The organism is Gaiella sp. (genome assembly GCF_035710885.1).
GTDB lineage: Bacteria > Actinomycetota > Thermoleophilia > Gaiellales > Gaiellaceae > Gaiella.
The window spans coordinates 18,818-35,498 of the sequence record NZ_DASTCS010000002.1; the positions used below are offsets into that span (position 1 = coordinate 18,818).

Here is a 16,681-nt window from a genome sequence, read left to right on the forward strand (position 1 = left end):
GATCCGCCCCCGCATGCTTCGGATCACCGCAGGCGGGTTCGAGCTCACCGCCCGCCTCGAGGAGGCGGACGCCCCCGACACCGTCGCCGCCTTCCGGCGGCTCCTCCCGCTCGAGTCGAAGATCATCCACGTCCGCTGGTCGGGCGAGGCGGGCTGGATCCCGTTCGGCGACCTCGACCTCGGGCTCGGCCCGGAGAACGCGACGTGCTATCCCCATCCCGGCGAGATCGTCCTCTACCCGGGCGGTGTGTCCGAGACCGAGATCCTGCTCGCCTACGGGTACGTCAACTTCGCCTCGAAGGCCGGCCAGCTGGCCGGGAACCACTTCGCCACGGTCGTCGAGGGGAACGAGCACCTCCGCCCGCTCGGCGTGAAGTTCCTGTGGGAGGGCGCCCAGGAGATCGTCTTCCGCGAACAGTGACGTCGTCGCCCGAGCCAGGGGTGTCCGGGTGAGGCCGAACGCCGGTACCCGGCCTCAGACCGGTACCTCCGTGCCGACACCACGCTCACGAGCGCGACGGACGACCTCGTGGCCGATCGCGACGTCCCACGGAGCGATCCCGTTCGACTTGAACACGACGATATCCGTGTGGCCCTGTCGCCCGGGGAGCTCGCCCGCCACGATCTGGTGCAGCTCGCAAACCTCGAGCCAGTCGAGCTGTCCGGCGGCGACGGGCTCGATCAGGTCGCCCGACTCGAGCTTCGCGCCCTCGAGCGAGTCGCAGCACACGAGCGTCGCCCGGACGATCACCTGCGAGTCGAGCTCGCGCCTGCGCGGATCGTTCGCGCCGATTGCGCAGACGAGCGCCCCCTCCTGGAGCCAGTCGCCTCTGAGAACGGGGTCCTTCGAGCTCGTCGCCGTGACGACGATGTCGCACGCCCCCGCGTCGGCGGGGGTCTCGGCGACCTCGGCGCCATGCCGCTCGGCGAACGCCGCCGCCCGCTCCGCCCTGCGGCTCGAGACGACGACACGCCCGATCGACGGCGCCGCCGCCCGGATCGCTGCGAGCTGGGACTCCGCCTGCCAGCCGGCCCCGAACAGGCCGAGGCTGGCCGCGCCGGGGCGAGCGAGATGCTTGGCCGCGACGCCGCTCGCCGCCCCGGTCCGAGCCTGACCCAGCCGGTCCGCCGCGATCATCGCGGTCAGCGTGCCGTCGGCGAGGTCGAAGAGGCAGACGACGAACTGGACCCGGCCCTCGACCGCGAGGTAGCTCTTCAGGCCCGCAGTCCCGAGCCCGCGGTCGGCCGCGGCCATCACCGCGAAGGCCCCGCCGTCGACGGCGAACCGTCTCCGCGGCATGAGCTCCACCTGCCCTGCGGCCATCCGGAGGAACGACTCCTCGATCACCGGCACCGCCTCGTCGGGCGTGATCAGCGAGCCGACGTCCTCCTCGGAGAGCCAGAGCGGCACGGGACTCGATGCTAGAGCCCGCCGCGAGGCAGGGTGAAGCGGAACGCGCTTCCGCCGCCTTCGGCGGGCTCGACCCAGATGTGCCCGCCGTGGGCCTCGACGACCCGTCGGCAGACGGCGAGACCGATCCCGCTGCCGTCGACGTCTCTCCTCCCGCGCGAGAACATCCCGAAGATGCTGCTCGAGTGCTCGCGGTCGACGCCGATCCCGTTGTCGCGCACGGTGATCGCCCATTCGCGGCCTCGCTCGGCTGCGCTGACCTCGATCCGCGGCGGCTCCGGCCCCCGGAACTTCAGCGCGTTGCCGACCAGGTTCTGGAACACGCGCCGGAGCTGGCGCGGGTCGCCGTCCACCTCCGGCAGCTCGCCCACGAGGAGAGTCGCACGCGCCTCTTCGAACGCGCCCCGCAGGTCGGCTTCGACCGCGGCCATCACGTCCTGCAGCGCGACGTGCTCTCGCGCCAGCTCGCCCGAGCGGGCGTACGCGAGCACGCCCTCGATGAGCTCCCGCCCTCGTGCCGTGCTGGCACGGAGCTCATGCAGCACCTCGGCCGCAGGCGGCTCCTCGGGGCGTTGCTCGAGCACCCTCACGAGCACCGAGATGCCGGCGAGGGGCTCGCTGAGGTCGTGTGCGACGACGTTCGCGTACGCCTTCAGCTCGGCCTCCATCCGACGCTCCTCGCTCACGTCGTGGAGGAACACGACCACACCGTCGCCGAGCTTCGCCGCGCGGTGAAGGAACGTGCCCAGCATGTAGCCGTCGCCGAAGGGGGTGTCGTACGTCACCTCGTTGACGAACGGGCGACCCGTGTCGCACACCTCGACGTACGCATCGAACGCCGTGCTGCCCCGCATCGCGGGCAGCGCCTCGAGGAGCGTGTAGCGAGACGGGGTCGCCGCGGGGATCCGGAAGCCGCGCAGCATCGCGGGGTTGCCGTACCCGAACGTGAAGTCGACGATCCTGCCGGCGGGGTCGCGCACGGCCCACAGGACGCCGACGGCCTCGGGAAACCCTTCGAGCAGCCCGCGAAACCCCTGGGCGCCGCGCTCGCCGAGCACCTCGACGAGCTTGGCGTCCTCGCCCCAGGGCTCCGGCTCGAAGTCGTGGGGCGGCGCGTCCACGCGCGCAGGATACGACCGCGCTGGAAGCGGGGTGATCGTCGAGGAGAGCTCGACGGCCCGGGGCCGGTCGGACCCGGCCAGCCGTGCGCTTTCTGTCGAGGCCGGAGGCCGGCTCAGCCGGCCGGGAGGCCAGGCACGAGAGACCCGTGCACGACGGAGGAACGAGGGCGTCGGCGGGGGAACGATGGGTTCCCCCGCCCCATGCGCCCGGCACGATTCGAACGTGCGACCTCTGCCTCCGCAGGGCAGCGCTCTATCCCCTGAGCTACGGGCGCGGGGAGCCGGTGAGTGTAGCGGGATCGCCCGAGTCGCCCAGCTGCCGGGCGACGCGGCCGTCCACCAGCAGGTCGGCCTCGGGCGGCACCTCGCGGCGCACGTACGCGAGCGCGACGACCCCGTCCGCAGGGCGGGGTGCTGCGCTCGTCACCCGGCCGACGACCTTGCCCTCGAGCGTCAGCTCCGCGTCGTAGGCGGGGAGCCCGTCACCGGAGAGCGCCAGCACGCGAAGGCCGCGGTTGGGGTGGCCGCGATGGTGCAGGCGCGCGACCGGCTCCTGGCCGGGGTAGCAGCCCTTCGTGAAGCTGATCGCGCGCTCCTCGAGCCCCGCCTCCGCCGGCATCACGCGGTCGTCGAGCTCGGCGCCGAGGCGCGGGGTACGGGCGAGGATCCGGAGCCGCTCCAGCTCGTCGTCGGAGATCGGCTCGGAGCCCTCCGGCGGATCGGCGTCGAGCACCTCGACCGCCTGCACACCGTAGTCCCGATTCGGAAATGCGAGCTCGTGCTGGCTCGACACGTGCTCGTCCGCGCCGAGGACGAGCAGCGAGCGGTGCTCCTCCGGCTCGATCGAGCACTTCGCCGCGAAGCGCGCGCGGACGAGCTCACGCGCGAGACGCTCGCCCGCCACCGGCTCGGTGACCAGCAAGAAGTCGTCCTCGCCGCGGCGACAGACGACGAGCGGGGCGATGATCCGCGCCTTCGGCGTCAGGAGGAGCGCCTCGCACGAGCCGCCCACGGGGAGGCTCTCGACCTCGTTCGACACCATCCGGTTCAGGTACGCGGCGGCGTCCGGGCCGATCACGGAAACGTAGGCGCGGGGCCGGGGTGCAGCGTGTAACGTCGCGACGGCCATCGAGACGAGGGTAGCCAAGGTGTTCAGGAGCAAGGCGGAGCGGAAGGTGCAGGAGGCGGGCTACGACCCCGCCCGGCTCCCACCGGGCCAGTACCTGACCGAGAAATGGCCGGTGCTGCACGCCGGCGACGTCCCGTCCTACCCTGCCGATCTCGAGGGGTGGGACTTCCGCGTGCACGGCCAGGTCGAGACGCCGATCACGCTGACCTGGGCCGAGCTCGACGCGCTGCCAAGGACGACCGTCACGCAGGACATCCACTGCGTCACCCGCTGGAGCCGCTTCGACGCCTCGTTCTCCGGCGTCCCGTGGTCGGCGATCCGCGAGCTCGTCGGCCCGCTCCCGAGCGCCCACCACGCGATCGCACACGCCGAGGCCGGCTTCACCGCGAACGTGCCCGCGTCGTTCCTCGAGGTCGAGGGCGCCCTCCTCGCGACCCATGCCGACGGCGAGCCGCTCGCACCCGAGCACGGCTGGCCGCTCAGGCTCGTGATCCCGGGAAAGTACTTCTGGAAGAGCGCCAAGTGGCTCCGCGCGATCGAGCTCCGCGCGACCGACGCCCCGGGCTTCTGGGAGCGCTACGGCTACCACAACGACGCCGATCCCTGGAAGGAACAGCGCTACGCGTTCTAGTTCGTCCGCTGGTGGTCGGCCCCGGTCGCGGGGAGGGCCTGGTTTCCGCCGCGTTCGAATCCCTCGAACGAGGGAGCGAGGGCGTCGGCGGGTAGGCCGAAGCACATAGCACCCACCCTCCCCAGCATCACCGAGGCGGCCGCTCCCCCAAGCGGCCGTCTCCCTTTTCTCGTTCGCGAGCGGGAATCCACCGAGTGGATCCCCGCCTGCGGCGGGGCACATCCCTGAAGGCGTCGGCTTGGCCGCCGCAACCGCCGCGAAGCGAACTGCAAGCCCCTCTGGCCGCGAGCGGGAATCCACCGAGTGGATCCCCGCCGCTCGGATCCCCGCCTGCGGCGGGCACAGCCCTAGGCGCGCGCGAGGTGCTCGCCGAGCTCGGTGCTCAGGGCCTGCGCGCTCGTCCCGTCGCGGGGGGCGAGGAAGACGGTGTTGTCACCTGCGATCGTGCCGGCGATCCCGGGATGTCGCCCCTCGTCGATCGCCTGCGCGAGCGCGCTCGCGTAGCCGGAGGGCGTCGTCACGACGACGAGCGGCCCTGCCCGCTCCACGCGCGTGGCGTAGCGGCGCATCGCGACACCGACCGCGCGGAGACGGTCCGCGTCGTCCGAGCCCGGGGCGGCGTACACGAGCCGCCCGGAGGGTGCCCTCACCTTGGTGAGGCCGAGATCGTGCACGTCGCGCGAGATCGTCGTCTGCACGACGTCGTGCCCCTCCTCTCGGAGGGCCTCGACGAGCTCCGCCTGCGTCGAGATGGCGCGGTCGCGGACGAGACGGAGGATCGCCTGCCGGCGGACGGCGTTGCTCACGAGAGCACCTCGCGCAGGACCGCCAGCGCTTCCTCCACCTCCGCCTCGGAGACGACGAGCGGTGGCAGCAGACGGAGAACGTCCGGCCCGGCCGTCACGACGAGCAGGCCCCGCTCGCGGCAGGCTTCCACGACGGCTCCGGCGTCGCCGTCGAGCACGCCCGCGAGGAGAAGCCCTCGGCCGCGCACCTCCCGGACGGCGCCCAGCTCCGACAACCCGGTCGCGAGCTGCTTCCCGCGCGCGGCCACGTTCTCGAGCAGCGCGTCGTCGATCGCCTCCACCACCGCGCACGCCGCGGCCGACGCCACCGGGTTGCCGCCGAAGGTCGAGCCGTGGTCCCCCGGGCCGATCGCCTCGGCGACTCCCTCGCGCGCGAGCAGCGCGCCGATCGGGAGACCGTTGCCCAGCCCCTTCGCCAGCGTGACGAGGTCGGGCTCGATCCCGAGCTGCTCGTAGGCGAAGAAGGTCCCCGTACGGCCGAGCCCGGCCTGCACCTCGTCGACGGTGAGCAGCGCCCCGACCTCGCGGGCGATCTCGGCCGCGGAGCGGACGAACTCCGCCTCGAGCGGGAGCACGCCGCCTTCCCCGAGCACCGGCTCGAGGAGGATGGTCGCCAGCTCCGAAGCGGGCGCGACGGCCGCCTCGAGCGACTCGACGTCGTTCGGCCGGGCGAACGAGACGCCCGGGACGAGCGGCCCGAAGCCCTCCCACTTGCCGGGCTGGCCGGTCGCGGACAGCGCGCCGAGCGTCCTGCCGTGGAAGCCTCCCTCGAGCGCGACGATCCGGGTGCGCCCGGTGGCCTTGCGGGCAACCTTGAGCGCGGCCTCGTTCGCCTCCGCCCCGGAGTTGCAGAAGAACGCCTGCGCCCCGCCCATGCGCTCGGAGAGCAGCCCGGCGAGCCGGAGCATCGGCTCGGTCCAGTAGAGGTTCGAGGCGTGCCACAGCCGGTCGAGCTGCGCGTGCGCCGCGGCCGTCACGGCCGGGTGCAGGTGGCCGAGCCCGACGACGGCGATCCCCCCGACGAAATCGAGGTACGAGCTCCCCTCGTCGTCCCAGACCCGGCATCCCTCCCCGCGGACGATCGTGACGTCCGCGCGCGCGTACGTCGGCAGGACCGTCGCGCGGGATGCCTCCAGCAGGCTGCGGCCCGCTTCGCTCATACGGAAACCCGGGTCGCGCCGATCGAAGCCTGGACGCCGCCGCGTGCCGCACGGACGGCCGCCATCAGCTTGGGGACGATCCCTCCCTCGAACCGCCCGTCGTCGAGGCCCGCCTCGGCCTCGTCCGCGGGCAGGACGGACGCGAGCTGCCCGTCGAGCAGCACGCCGGGGACATCGGTCAGGAAGAGGATCCTCTCGGCGGAGATCCCGACGGCGAGCGCGGCGGCGGCCTCGTCCGCGTTGACGTTGAGCGGCCCCTCGGCAAGCGGGGCGACGACCGGCACACGCCCCCGTTCGAGCGCCTCGAGCACGGCCGCGGGGGCCGACGGCTCCGGGTCGCCCACGAGGCCGAGCGCCTCGACCCGCCGCGCACGCAAGCCGATCTCGTCGCCGTGCAAGCCGACCGCGCTCGGCCCGATCGCCTGGCAGACCTCCGCGTTGACGGCCGCAAGCGACTCGCGGACGACGTCGAGCACGTCCGGTGTCGTCACGCGACGGCCGCCCACGAACTCGGGGACGATCCCGCGGCGCTCCATCTCGGCCGTGATCTGAGGGCCCGCGCCGTGGACGACGACGACGTCTCCGTCGACCTCTGCGAGCGCGGCCCGGACGATTCCCGCGGCGACGCGTCCACCCAGCTTCACGACGACGGTCACGTCGTGTACTCCGCGTTGAGCCTGACGTAGTCGTACGAGAGGTCGGATGCCAGGTAGGCGGCCTCGCCGTCACCGAGCCCGAGGTCGAGCTCGATGCGGCAGGATGCGCCCGCCAGCTCCGGGACCTGCCCGGTCGGCGCACCCCTGGCGAACACGGGCGTTCCGTCGAACGCGACCCGCAGCCGGTCGGGGTCGAGCCGGGCGAACCCGCCGTTCGAGGGCGCGGATCCGGCCGCGGCCAGCACGCGTCCCCAGTTCGGGTCGCGCCCGAAGGCGGCCGTCTTGACGAGCGGCGAGGTCGCGACGCGGAGCGCGATCGCCTCCGCCTCCTCGTGCGAGGAGGCGCTGGAGACGACGATCTCGAGCACCACGGTCGCCCCTTCTCCGTCGGCGACGATCTGCCGCGCGAGGTCGGCACAGACCTCTTCGAGGCGGCGCGAGAACCGCTCGTCCAACCCGGGATCGCGATCGGTGATCCCCGACATCCCGTTCGCCAGCAGCACGACGGCATCGTTCGTCGAGCAGTCGCCGTCGACGGAGATGCGGTTGAAGGAGCGCTCGACCGCGGGGCGCAGGAAGGAATCCGCCTCGCCTGCGGCCAGCGGGTAGTCGGTCGTCACCACCGCGAGCATCGTGGCCAGGCAGGGATGGATCATCCCCGCCCCCTTCGCCATGCCCGCCACGGTGAACCCGTCCGCGGCGGCGACCGCAGTCTTCGGCCCCTGGTCGGTGGTCAGGATCGCCTCCGCCGCGATCGCGCCGCCGTCCCGGGAGAGGGCTGCAGCTGCAGCGTCGACGCCGGCGAGGAGCCTCTCCATCGGCAGCCGCGGCCCGATCACGCCGGTCGAGAGCACGACGACCTCCTCCGGCCGAAGGCCGAGCAGCTGGGCGGTGCGCGCGGCGGTCGCGAGGGCGTCCTCCTCTCCCGGCCGCCCCGTCGCGGCGTTCGCGACACCGGCGTTCACGACGACGGCCTGCGGCTGGGCCGTCTCGAGGTGCCTCCGGGAGACGACGACGGGCGCCGCCTGGACACGGTTCCGGGTCCACATCGCGCAGCCCACCGCCGGGGCGACAGAGCGGACGAGCGCGACGTCCGGCTTCCCCGACGGCCTGATCCCGGCGGCGACACCGGAGGCGAGGAAGCCCCGTGGGGCGGTGACCGACACGGGTCTACACGAGCACTCCGGCAAGCCGGAGCCCCGTGGTCGCGCCGAGCCCGAACAGCGCGTTCACGTTCTGGACGGCCTGGCCCGCGGCGCCCTTGCCGAGGTTGTCGAGCGCGCAGATCACGATCGTGCGGTCGGTGTGTCGGTCCCCGAAGACCCCGATCTCGGCGCCGTCGGTGTGCTGGACGCGCGCGAGCTCGGGTGTGACGCCCTCCCGCAGCACCGTGACGACCGGGCTCGCCGCGTAGTGCTCCTCGAGCAGCGCGCGCAGGTCGGAGCCGGTCGAGCGGACGTTGCAGGTCGCGAGCAGGCCGCGCCGCACCGGCAGGAGGTGCGGTGTGAACGAGACGGGAAAGCCCAGCACCTGCGCGATCTCGGCGACGTGCTGGTGGGCGCCCACCTTGTACGGCGAGACGTTCTCCAGCACGGACCCCGCGTGCGTGGAGGGCCTCGGCGAGCGGCCGGCGCCGGTCATGCCCGACATCGCGTCCACGACCACGCTGCCCGGATCGACCGCCGCCGCGATCGGGCCGAGGGCGAGCAGCACGGCGGTCGCGTAGCAGCCGGGGTTGGCCACGAGCCTCCCCTCCGGCGGCGACAGCTCGGGCAGCCCGTACGACCATCCACCGAGGCCCTCGGGCCGAGGGTGCGTGAAGCCGTACCACGCCTCGTACTGGGTCGGATCGGCGAGTCGGTGGGCACCGGAGAGGTCGACCACGACGCCGCGTGCGGGCGGCTCGAACTCGGCCGCCTCCTCGTGCGGGAGGCAGAGGAAGGTCACGTCGGCCTCACAGGCGAGCGCGGCGGCGTTCGTGATCAGCCGCGGAACGCGCTTGCCGCCGTTCCGGTTGAGGCGCGGGTCGAGGGCCGTCGCGTCGCGGCCTGCGAGCGAGTCCGAGCCGACGGCGTAGAGCTCGAGCTCGGGATGGCGGAGCACGCGGTCGAGCGTCTCCTGGCCCGTGTAGCCGGCGGAGCCGACGATGCTGACGTACGGCATTCGCATATTATGCAGAAACTTTCGTTCTTATGCTCATGCGGTGAGCCGCCCCTGCTCCGCCGACTCGCGCTCGGCGAGCTCCGAGCGTGGGGCGAGGCGACGGAACCGCCCGAGGGCGGCATCGCGATCCGCGAGCAGGCTCGCGGCGCGCTGCGAGCCGGTCAGCCGCACGTGGCGGCCGAGGAGGTCGCAGAGCCGTTCGGCGTCGTGGCGCTCGAGGGGGACGAGCGCGACGAGCTCCTCGTTCACGAGGCGCTCGTCGGGGTCGAGCAGGAACGCCTCGCCCCCGGTCATCCCCGCGCCCAGGTTGCGGCCGTGGGAGCCGAGGACGACGACGGTGCCGCGGGTCATGTACTCGCAGGCGTGGTCCCCGACACCCTCGACGACCGCGACCGCGCCGGAGTTGCGCACGGCGAACCGCTCGCCGGCCGTGCCGGCGCAGAAGAGCTCGCCGCCGGTGGCGCCGTAGAGCACCGTGTTGCCCATCAGGCAGGGGTCACCGGCATCGTTCCGGGGCGGCGCGACCACGATGCGCCCGCCCGACATCGACTTCCCGACGTAGTCGTTCGCCTCCCCGACGAGGCGGAGGTCGACGCCCTGGGTGACGAACGCGCCGAAGCTCTGGCCGGCTGCGCCCTCGAAGCGCGCGCGCACACGACCGGCGGGAGCGGCGGAGCCGACGGCCTTCGCGATCGCCCCGCCGAGGCGGGCGCCGATCGCGCGGTCCGCGTTCGTCACCTGGTACGCGGCCTCGACGAGGCGGGCGCCCGTGATCGCGGCCTTGCCCTGGGCGAGGAGGAGGGAGCCGAGTCGGTCGCCCTCGTGCGGGACCGGTTGCCCGACGTACCTGGCATGGCCCTGCCCCCTGCGGACGAGCAGCGCGCCGAGATCGAGGGCGTCGGCCGAAGGGTCGCCCGTCCGACGCTGGCGCAGGAGGTCGACGCGGCCCACCGCCTCGTCCAGGGTCGCCAGCCCCAGGCGTGAGAGGTGCTCGCGCACGTCGAGCGCGACGAAGCGGAGGTAGGCCTCGACCATCTCGGGCGTGCCGGCGAACTTCGCCCGGAGCTCGGGCCGCTGGCTCGCGATCCCGACGGGACAGGTGTCGAGGTGGCACGAGCGCACCATCAGGCAGCCCTCGGCGAGGAGCAGCGCGGTTCCGAACGAGAACTCGTCCGCGCCGAGCAACGCAGCCACGACGACGTCACGGCCGGTCTTGAAGCCGCCGTCCACGCGCACGCGCACGCGGCCGCGCAGGCCGTTCGCGACGAGCGCCTGCTGGGTCTCGGCGAGCCCGAGCTCCCACGGAGCCCCGGCGTGCTTGATCGAGGGAAGGGGGCTTGCCCCGGTGCCGCCGTCGGCGCCTGCGACGTGGACGACGTCCGCGTGTGCCTTCGCCACCCCGGCGGCGATCACGCCGACGCCGCTCGACGACACGAGCTTGACCGAGATGTCCGCGTCGGGGTTCACCTCACGCAGGTCGAACACGAGCTGGGCGAGGTCCTCGATCGAGTAGATGTCGTGATGCGGCGGCGGCGAGATGAGCGACACGCCCGGGCTCGTCCCGCGGAGCCGGGCGATCTCCTCCGTGACCTTGTGCGCGGGGATCTGCCCTCCCTCGCCGGGCTTCGACCCCTGCGCGATCTTGATCTGGAGCTCCTCGGCGAACGCCGCGTACTCGGCCGTGACGCCGAAGCGGCCGGACGCCACCTGCTTGATCTTCGAGTTGCGCTCGTCGCGGTACCGCGAGGGGTCCTCTCCGCCCTCCCCCGAGTTCGAGCGGCCCCCGAGCCGGTTGAGCGCCACGGCGATCGTCTCGTGCGCCTCCGCGGAGAGCGCGCCGTGCGACATCGCGCCGCCAGAGAAACGGCGGACGATCGAGTCCACCCCCTCGACCCGGTCGAGCGGCAGCGGCTCGCCGGCCGGGACGAGCTCGAGGAGGTCGCGCGGCTCGAGCGGGGGCCTCTCGTCGACGAGCACGGCGAACCGCTCGTAGAGGTCCTGGCGCTCGCCCTTCACCGCCTTCACCAGCGCGTGCGCGGCGGTGACGCTCGCCTGCAGCGACTCGACGACGTCGGGGTCCGTCGCGTGAGGCTCACCGCCCTTGCGGAACTTGTAGAAGCCCGGGTTCTCGATCTGCGGCTTCTCGGCCACCGAGGCGGCGAGCCGCCCGAGCGCGTCGCGCTCGAGCCCGTCGAGCCCGATCCCGCCGATCGCGGAGGGTGTGCCGCCGAAGAACCGCCTGCAGAGGCGGCGGTCGAGGCCCACGGCCTCGAACAGGCGCGCGCCTCTGTAGCTCGCGACGTCCGAGATCCCCATCTTCGACATCACCTTCAGGACGCCGTCCTCGAGCGAGCGCAGGAGACGCGCCTGCGCCTCGGCAGGAGTGGGCCGGTCGCCGCCGACCTTGTCGGTCTCGGCGAGACGCGCGACCGTCTCGAGCGCGAGCCGCGGGCAGACGACGTCTGCGCCGTAGCCGACGAGCGTCGCGACCATGTGGGTGTCCCGGGCCTCGTCCGTCGACACGAGGAGCGAGCAGGCCGTGCGCACGCCGCGCTCGACGAGGCGGCCGTGGGCGGCGGCGACGGCGAGCAGCGCAGGGACGGGGGCTCGTTCGCCTCCCGCTGCCGTATCGGTGAGGCAGAAGGCGCTCGCGCCGCCTTCCGCGAGCTCCACGCACGCGTCGGCGACGCGCTCGACCGCGGCTCCGAGGCCCTCGCCGGCGGAGAAGGTCGCGTCGATCTCGGGTGCCTCGAGCGCCGCGAGCCCGGCCGGCGTGACGAGGAACGACGGCAACACCACGAGCGGCGGCAGCACCCCCTCCGCGTCGAGCGGTGCCCGCGCGCCGATCAGCGTGGAGATCGACATGACCGCCCGCTCGCGGTAGTGGTCGATCGCCGGGTTCGTCACCTGGGCGAACCGCTGCCTGAAGTACGAGGCCAGCGGTCGCGCCCTCCCCGCGAGCGGCGCGATCGGCGCGTCGTCGCCCATCGAGTACACGGGGTCCTGACCGGTCTGCGCGATCGGCCGCAACATGAGGCTCAGCTCCTCGCGGGTATAGCCGTGGAGCGCGTGCCGGGCAGCGAGGTCCGCCTCGGGGGCCCGCAACGGCTCCCCCCGCTCGCCGAAGCGAACGCTCCCCTCGACCCAGGCCGCGTAGGGCTTCCGCGCCGCGAGCTCCCGCTTCAGCTCTCCGTCGAACAGGAGCCCGCGGTGGGGGTCGATCGAGAGGAGCTGACCGGGACCCAGGCGCCCGCGGCGAACGGTGCCACCCTCGGGCAGTGGCACCGCGCCCGCCTCCGACGACACGGCGACGAGGCCGTCGTCGCAGACCGCGACCCGCAACGGCCGCAGCCCGTTCCGGTCGAGCGCCGCGCCGCAGGTGATCCCGTCGCTGTACACGAGTCCCGCAGGCCCGTCCCAGGGCTCGGCGAGCATCGCGTGGTAGCGGTGCATCGCGCGCTCGGCCTCGTCGACCCGCGGATCGTTCTGCCACGCGGGCGGCACGAGCAGCGTGACGGCCTCGCGCACGTCGAGGCCCGCCCTGACGAGCAGCTCCAGCGCGTTGTCCAGCAGCGCCGAGTCCGAGCCAGACCGGTCGAGAGCCGGGGCGAGCTCGGGATCCACCCCGCGTGCCCGCTCGCGCGCCTCCATCCACTCGACGTTCCCGTCGATGGTGTTGATCTCGCCGTTGTGGCAGAGGAGGCGGAAGGGCTGCGCGCGCTCCCAGCTCGGCTCGGTGTTGGTCGAGAAGCGCTGGTGGAAGATCGCCCACGGCGCCGCCCACTCCGGCTCGGCAAGGTCAGGGTAGAAGCTCGCGAGCTGTGTGGCCGCGCAGAGCGCCTTGTACGTGACGGTGCGGAAGGAGAGCGACGCGACGTAGATCCCGTCGACCCGCTCGGCGCGGCGCCGGGCCCTGTGCGCACGCAGCTCTGCGTCGGGCTCCCCGCAGGGCGCCAGCACGAGCTGGGCGATGCGCGGCATGCTCGCCGTGGCGGTCGACCCGAGCGCCGCGACGTCGTTCGGGACGTCCCGCCAGCCGAACGGCTCGAGGCCCTCCGCGCGGCACGCCTCCTCCACGATCCCCCGGAGCCACGGCTCACGCAGGAAGCACATCGCGATGCCGGCGCCCTCTTCCCCCGTCAGGGACGGGTGGAGCGGCAGGAGGAGCCCTGCGCCGTCACCCGTGACCCCGTCCGCCGCCCACGCCCCGCGGTGCGAGACGGCCGCCAGCCCGGCGAGCGCCCGATCGACGAGCTCGCGCGACGCACGCCCGCGTGCGTCGGCGACGAGGCCGATGCCGCAGGCGTCTCGCTCGACTGTCGGATCGTGGAGTGGATGGTTCACGCGGAGCTGACCGCCTTTCGTGGCTGAACGAAGAAGAGCTCTCCCGCCGGTGTGTCGGCTGCTAGCTGGCGGGGGCGGGAGGGGGTCGCCGGCTAGCGCCGTTTGGCGGCGATGAACGCAATCGGCGAGAGCGGGGCTACGAGCGCCCCGGTCGGCCGATCGTCACGAGTCATCGCGCCGCGAGCCATCGATCATCGATCGTAGTGTGTGGACGGCCTAGCCGCAAGGACGAGCGGACTGGACGAAGGTCTCAATTGACACGGGTCCGGTCCTCCGGCACTCTGAGTCGGCGATGACGCTCTGCCACGCCGTATCCGCACGTCCACTCGTACCGCGCCCCGCGGTAGCGATCGGCGGCGGCATCGAGCTCATCCTGATTCTCCCCGTCTAGGGGAGATCGACGCTCACGCGCCCGAGACGGCGCACACGCCGACCGAGACCACACCAGAGGTGCGTCCGGAGGACGTACCGAGCGAGAGGAGCACCACCATGACCCCCGACCCCCCGACTCCCGCACCGCGATGACGACACGACGGACCTACGTCGTCGCGTGCCTCGCCGGCCACGGGATCGGCCCCGAGATCACCGCCGCAGCGAGCCGCGCGCTGGCTCGGCTCTCACGCGAGCACGGCTTCGACGTCGAGGAGCTGCATCCGCCGTTCGACACCGAGGCGCTGACGAGATCGGGCCACATGCTTCCGGCCGCCACGCGACGGGCGACCTCGTCCGCGGATGCAGTGCTCGTCGCAGGCGATGCGGCGCCGGCCCTCGACGGGCTCCGCGCGGAGCTCGACCTCGCGGCGCGCGTCACCCGGGTCCTCGACGAGACGGGCGAGGCCACCGCGTTTGCTCCGTTGCACGACATGGCCGCGGACTGGACGGTCGAACGTGCCTTTGCCACCGCACGCCGGCGCTCGGGGCACCTCACGTCGGTCGGGGTCTCCGAAGGGTGGACCGCTCTCGTGGAGCGGCATGCCGACCGGCATCCGGGGGTCGAGGTCGAGCACGTGTCTCTCCCCGACGCGCTCAGGCGGCTCGCCGCCGGATCGGTGGGGGTGCTCACCGCCGAGGGCGTGCTCGGTGACGCTGTCGCGGAGGCCCCGCGACTCGGCGGCAGGCGCCGCCTCGTGGCATCCGCCCAGCTCTCGCCGAGCGGCCCGAGCCTGTTCGGCCCCGCGGAGGGGACGACCAGCGAGCTGGCGGGCCACGGCGTCGCCGACCCGAGCGCGATGCTGCTCGCAACCGCGCTGCTCCTCTCGGAGGGGCTCGGCCGCACGGCCGCCGGCGAGGCGCTCGAGGAGAGCCTCACCGCGGCGCTGCGCGCGTCGCGTCGCCCTTCGGAGGTGTCGGGGCCCGGTGTCTCCGCGACGACGCGCGAGTTCGTCGATGCCGTGCTCGGCCTGCTTCGCAGCGCTCGTCGCGACACGGAGTTCGCGCTCGGAGTCGGGCCATGAGGATGACGGGCGGCGACGCGATCCTCCGCTCCCTCGAGGCCGAGGGCGTGGAGGTGATGTTCGGGATCCCGGGCGGGGCGATCATGCCGACCTACGACGCCATCGCCCGCGGCACCACCGTGCGCCACGTCCTCGCCCGCCACGAGCAGGGGGCAGGACACATGGCGCAGGGCTACGCCCGTGCGTCCGGTCGCGTCGGCGTGGCGATCGCCACGTCGGGACCGGGGGCGACGAACCTCGTCACGCCGATCGCCGACGCGTGGATGGACTCGACGCCGCTCGTCTGCATCACGGGACAGGTGCGCTCGACCCTGATCGGCACTGACGCCTTCCAGGAGTGCGACATCACCGGGATCACGATGCCGATCGTCAAGCACTCGTGGCTCGTGCAGGACGCGCGGGAGATCCCCGCCGTGCTCAGGGCCGCGTTCCACGTCGCCAGTACAGGACGATGCGGCCCGGTGCTCGTCGACATCCCCCGCGACGTCCAGGAGGCGGCGATCGACTTCGCCTACCCCGACGGCGTCGACCTCCCCGGCTGGCGGCCCCCGACGAAGGTGCACCCGCTCCAGGTCCGCGAGGCCGCCCGGGCGATCGCCCACGCGCGCAAGCCCGTGCTGTACGTGGGCGGGGGAGCCCTGAACGGCGACGCCTGCGCGGAGCTCCTGCAGCTCGCCGAGGCGGGAACGCTGCCCGTCATCACGACGCTGATGGGCAAGAGCGCCTTCCCGGAGACCCATGAGCTCCACTTCGGCTGGCCGGGGATGCACGGGCCCAAGTGGTCGAACCTCGCGATGAACACCTGCGACGTCCTCGTCGCGATCGGCGCGCGCTTCGACGACCGCGTCACCGGCAAGCTCTCGGCCTTCGCGCCCGGGGCCACCGTGGTCCACCTCGACATCGACCCGGCGGAGATCTCGAAGCTCCGGGACGCCGACATTCCGGTCGTCGGCCCGCTGGCGCAGGCGGTCTCGGCGCTGGCCGACGAGGTCGCCCTGCAGCGCACCGAGGGAGCGCCCGCACCGGAGGCGTGGCTCGGCCAGATTCGCGACTGGCGCGAGGAGTTCCCGCTCAGGTACGGCGAGAGCGACGAGTGGCTCAAGCCACAGCAGGTCGTCCAGGCGCTCCAGCGGCTGACCGCCGGCACCGACGTGATCGTCACGACCGGCGTGGGCCAGCACCAGATGTGGGCGATGCAGTACGTCGTCTCCGAGCAGCCGCGGAGCTTCATCACCTCCGGCGGCCTCGGGACGATGGGCTACGGCATCCCCGCGGCGATCGGCGCCAAGGCGGCCCGACCCGAGGCCACGGTCGTCTGCATCGACGGCGACGGCTGCTTCCAGATGACGGCCCAGGAGCTCGCCACCGCGGCCCTCGAGGACCTGCCCATCGTGGTGGTGCTCGTCAACAACGGCTACCTCGGGATGGTCACGCAGTGGCAGGACATGTTCTTCGACGGCCGCCGCTCGCACGTCCACCTGACCGCGCAGGTGCCCGACTACGCCCGGCTCGCAGAGGCCTACGGCGGCGTCGGGATGGTCGTCTCCAGCGAGGCGGAGCTCGAGCCGGCGCTCGAGCAGGCACTCGGCCTCGGCAGGACCGTCGTGATCGACTGCCGGGTCGACCCCGCGGAGCAGATCTTCCCGATGATCCCGGCGGGCGCCGCCGCGCTCGACATGCTGGAGTACTCGGACACCGACGACAGCGTGGAGGCGAGGGCGTCATGAATCCGACTGTCCACCTTCCCTCGGTTTCCCGGGCCGCCGCTCGCAAACGGCGCGGGCCGCGAGCCTGCAGCGAGCGGCC

The 16,681-nt window shown here is 73.1% G+C and carries 13 protein-coding genes and 1 tRNA gene; 4 read left to right on the forward strand and 10 right to left on the reverse strand.

The genetic code is table 11. The features are described from left to right. Positions 1 to 13 precede the first annotated feature (13 nt). Positions 14 to 421 carry a DUF3830 family protein gene (locus VFO26_RS00175; protein ID WP_325112840.1) on the forward strand — a complete coding sequence of 136 codons (408 nt, stop codon included), beginning with the start codon at positions 14 to 16 and terminating at the stop codon, positions 419 to 421. Positions 422 to 475: 54 nt separating this feature from the next. On the opposite strand, the gene VFO26_RS00180 is transcribed toward VFO26_RS00175, so the two are convergent. The 4 genes from VFO26_RS00180 to VFO26_RS00195 all read right to left on the reverse strand — a co-directional run bounded on the left by VFO26_RS00180 (position 476) and on the right by VFO26_RS00195 (position 3,661). After that, on the reverse strand, positions 476 to 1,411 hold the full coding sequence (locus VFO26_RS00180; protein WP_325112841.1) for an ornithine cyclodeaminase family protein: 936 nt from the start codon (positions 1,409 to 1,411) through the stop codon (positions 476 to 478). Positions 1,412 to 1,422: 11 nt separating this feature from the next. Further along, positions 1,423 to 2,532 (reverse strand): sensor histidine kinase, encoded by a 1,110-nt coding sequence (locus VFO26_RS00185; RefSeq protein ID WP_325112842.1) that lies wholly within the window; start codon positions 2,530 to 2,532, stop codon positions 1,423 to 1,425. A gap of 202 nt (positions 2,533 to 2,734) precedes the next feature. After that, positions 2,735 to 2,807: transfer RNA gene (locus tag VFO26_RS00190), tRNA-Arg, on the reverse strand. Beyond that, positions 2,798 to 3,661 carry a hypothetical protein gene (locus tag VFO26_RS00195; protein WP_325112843.1) on the reverse strand — a complete coding sequence of 288 codons (864 nt, stop codon included), beginning with the start codon at positions 3,659 to 3,661 and terminating at the stop codon, positions 2,798 to 2,800. The genes VFO26_RS00190 and VFO26_RS00195 overlap by 10 nt, the downstream gene beginning before the upstream one ends. A gap of 19 nt (positions 3,662 to 3,680) precedes the next feature. On the opposite strand from VFO26_RS00195, the gene VFO26_RS00200 reads away from it, so the two are divergent. Then, positions 3,681 to 4,292 (forward strand): molybdopterin-dependent oxidoreductase, encoded by a 612-nt coding sequence (locus VFO26_RS00200; protein ID WP_325112844.1) that lies wholly within the window; start codon positions 3,681 to 3,683, stop codon positions 4,290 to 4,292. Between the two features lie 347 nt (positions 4,293 to 4,639). Here VFO26_RS00200 and VFO26_RS00205 read toward each other — a convergent pair whose 3' ends face one another. The 6 genes from VFO26_RS00205 to gltB are packed head-to-tail and all read right to left on the reverse strand — an operon-like array spanning position 4,640 to position 13,421. Beyond that, positions 4,640 to 5,098 carry a hypothetical protein gene (locus tag VFO26_RS00205; protein ID WP_325112845.1) on the reverse strand — a complete coding sequence of 153 codons (459 nt, stop codon included), beginning with the start codon at positions 5,096 to 5,098 and terminating at the stop codon, positions 4,640 to 4,642. Further along, positions 5,095 to 6,258: an acetylornithine transaminase gene (locus VFO26_RS00210; RefSeq protein ID WP_325112846.1), complete on the reverse strand. Its 1,164-nt coding sequence runs from the start codon at positions 6,256 to 6,258 to the stop codon at positions 5,095 to 5,097. The genes VFO26_RS00205 and VFO26_RS00210 overlap by 4 nt, the downstream gene beginning before the upstream one ends. Further along, a complete protein-coding gene (locus VFO26_RS00215; RefSeq protein ID WP_325112847.1) occupies positions 6,255 to 6,914 on the reverse strand; it encodes a hypothetical protein in 660 nt (219 codons plus the stop codon). Before VFO26_RS00215 ends, VFO26_RS00210 begins: the two co-directional genes overlap by 4 nt. Further along, positions 6,911 to 8,080 (reverse strand): bifunctional glutamate N-acetyltransferase/amino-acid acetyltransferase ArgJ, encoded by a 1,170-nt coding sequence (gene argJ / locus VFO26_RS00220; protein ID WP_325112848.1) that lies wholly within the window; start codon positions 8,078 to 8,080, stop codon positions 6,911 to 6,913. Before argJ ends, VFO26_RS00215 begins: the two co-directional genes overlap by 4 nt. Positions 8,081 to 8,084: 4 nt before the next feature. Continuing rightward, complete coding sequence (argC, locus tag VFO26_RS00225) at positions 8,085 to 9,077, reverse strand: N-acetyl-gamma-glutamyl-phosphate reductase (protein ID WP_325112849.1); 993 nt, start codon at positions 9,075 to 9,077, stop codon at positions 8,085 to 8,087. 33 nt (positions 9,078 to 9,110) lie between these two features. After that, complete coding sequence (gltB, locus tag VFO26_RS00230) at positions 9,111 to 13,421, reverse strand: glutamate synthase large subunit (RefSeq protein WP_325112850.1); 4,311 nt, start codon at positions 13,419 to 13,421, stop codon at positions 9,111 to 9,113. Positions 13,422 to 13,942: 521 nt separating this feature from the next. Here gltB and VFO26_RS00235 point away from each other — a divergent pair. Together VFO26_RS00235 and ilvB are read left to right on the forward strand one after the other, a co-directional pair. Then, a complete protein-coding gene (locus VFO26_RS00235; RefSeq protein ID WP_325112851.1) occupies positions 13,943 to 14,875 on the forward strand; it encodes an isocitrate/isopropylmalate family dehydrogenase in 933 nt (310 codons plus the stop codon). Next, the gene (gene ilvB, locus VFO26_RS00240; RefSeq protein WP_325112852.1) at positions 14,872 to 16,602 is read left to right on the forward strand and encodes a biosynthetic-type acetolactate synthase large subunit; all 1,731 of its coding nucleotides are present in this window, start codon (positions 14,872 to 14,874) and stop codon (positions 16,600 to 16,602) included. Before VFO26_RS00235 ends, ilvB begins: the two co-directional genes overlap by 4 nt. Positions 16,603 to 16,681: the final 79 nt, after the last annotated feature.

Bases quoted from the DNA above. Each gene is read 5' to 3' on its own strand.
- VFO26_RS00175 (WP_325112840.1), top strand. From the start codon at position 14: ATGCTTCGGATCACCGCAGGCGGGTTCGAGCTCACCGCCCGCCTCGAG.
- VFO26_RS00195 (WP_325112843.1), bottom strand. From the start codon at position 3,661: ATGGCCGTCGCGACGTTACACGCTGCACCCCGGCCCCGCGCCTACGTT.
- VFO26_RS00210 (WP_325112846.1), bottom strand. From the start codon at position 6,258: ATGAGCGAAGCGGGCCGCAGCCTGCTGGAGGCATCCCGCGCGACGGTC.
- argC (WP_325112849.1), bottom strand. From the start codon at position 9,077: ATGCCGTACGTCAGCATCGTCGGCTCCGCCGGCTACACGGGCCAGGAG.
- VFO26_RS00235 (WP_325112851.1), top strand. From the start codon at position 13,943: ATGACGACACGACGGACCTACGTCGTCGCGTGCCTCGCCGGCCACGGG.
- ilvB (WP_325112852.1), top strand. From the start codon at position 14,872: ATGAGGATGACGGGCGGCGACGCGATCCTCCGCTCCCTCGAGGCCGAG.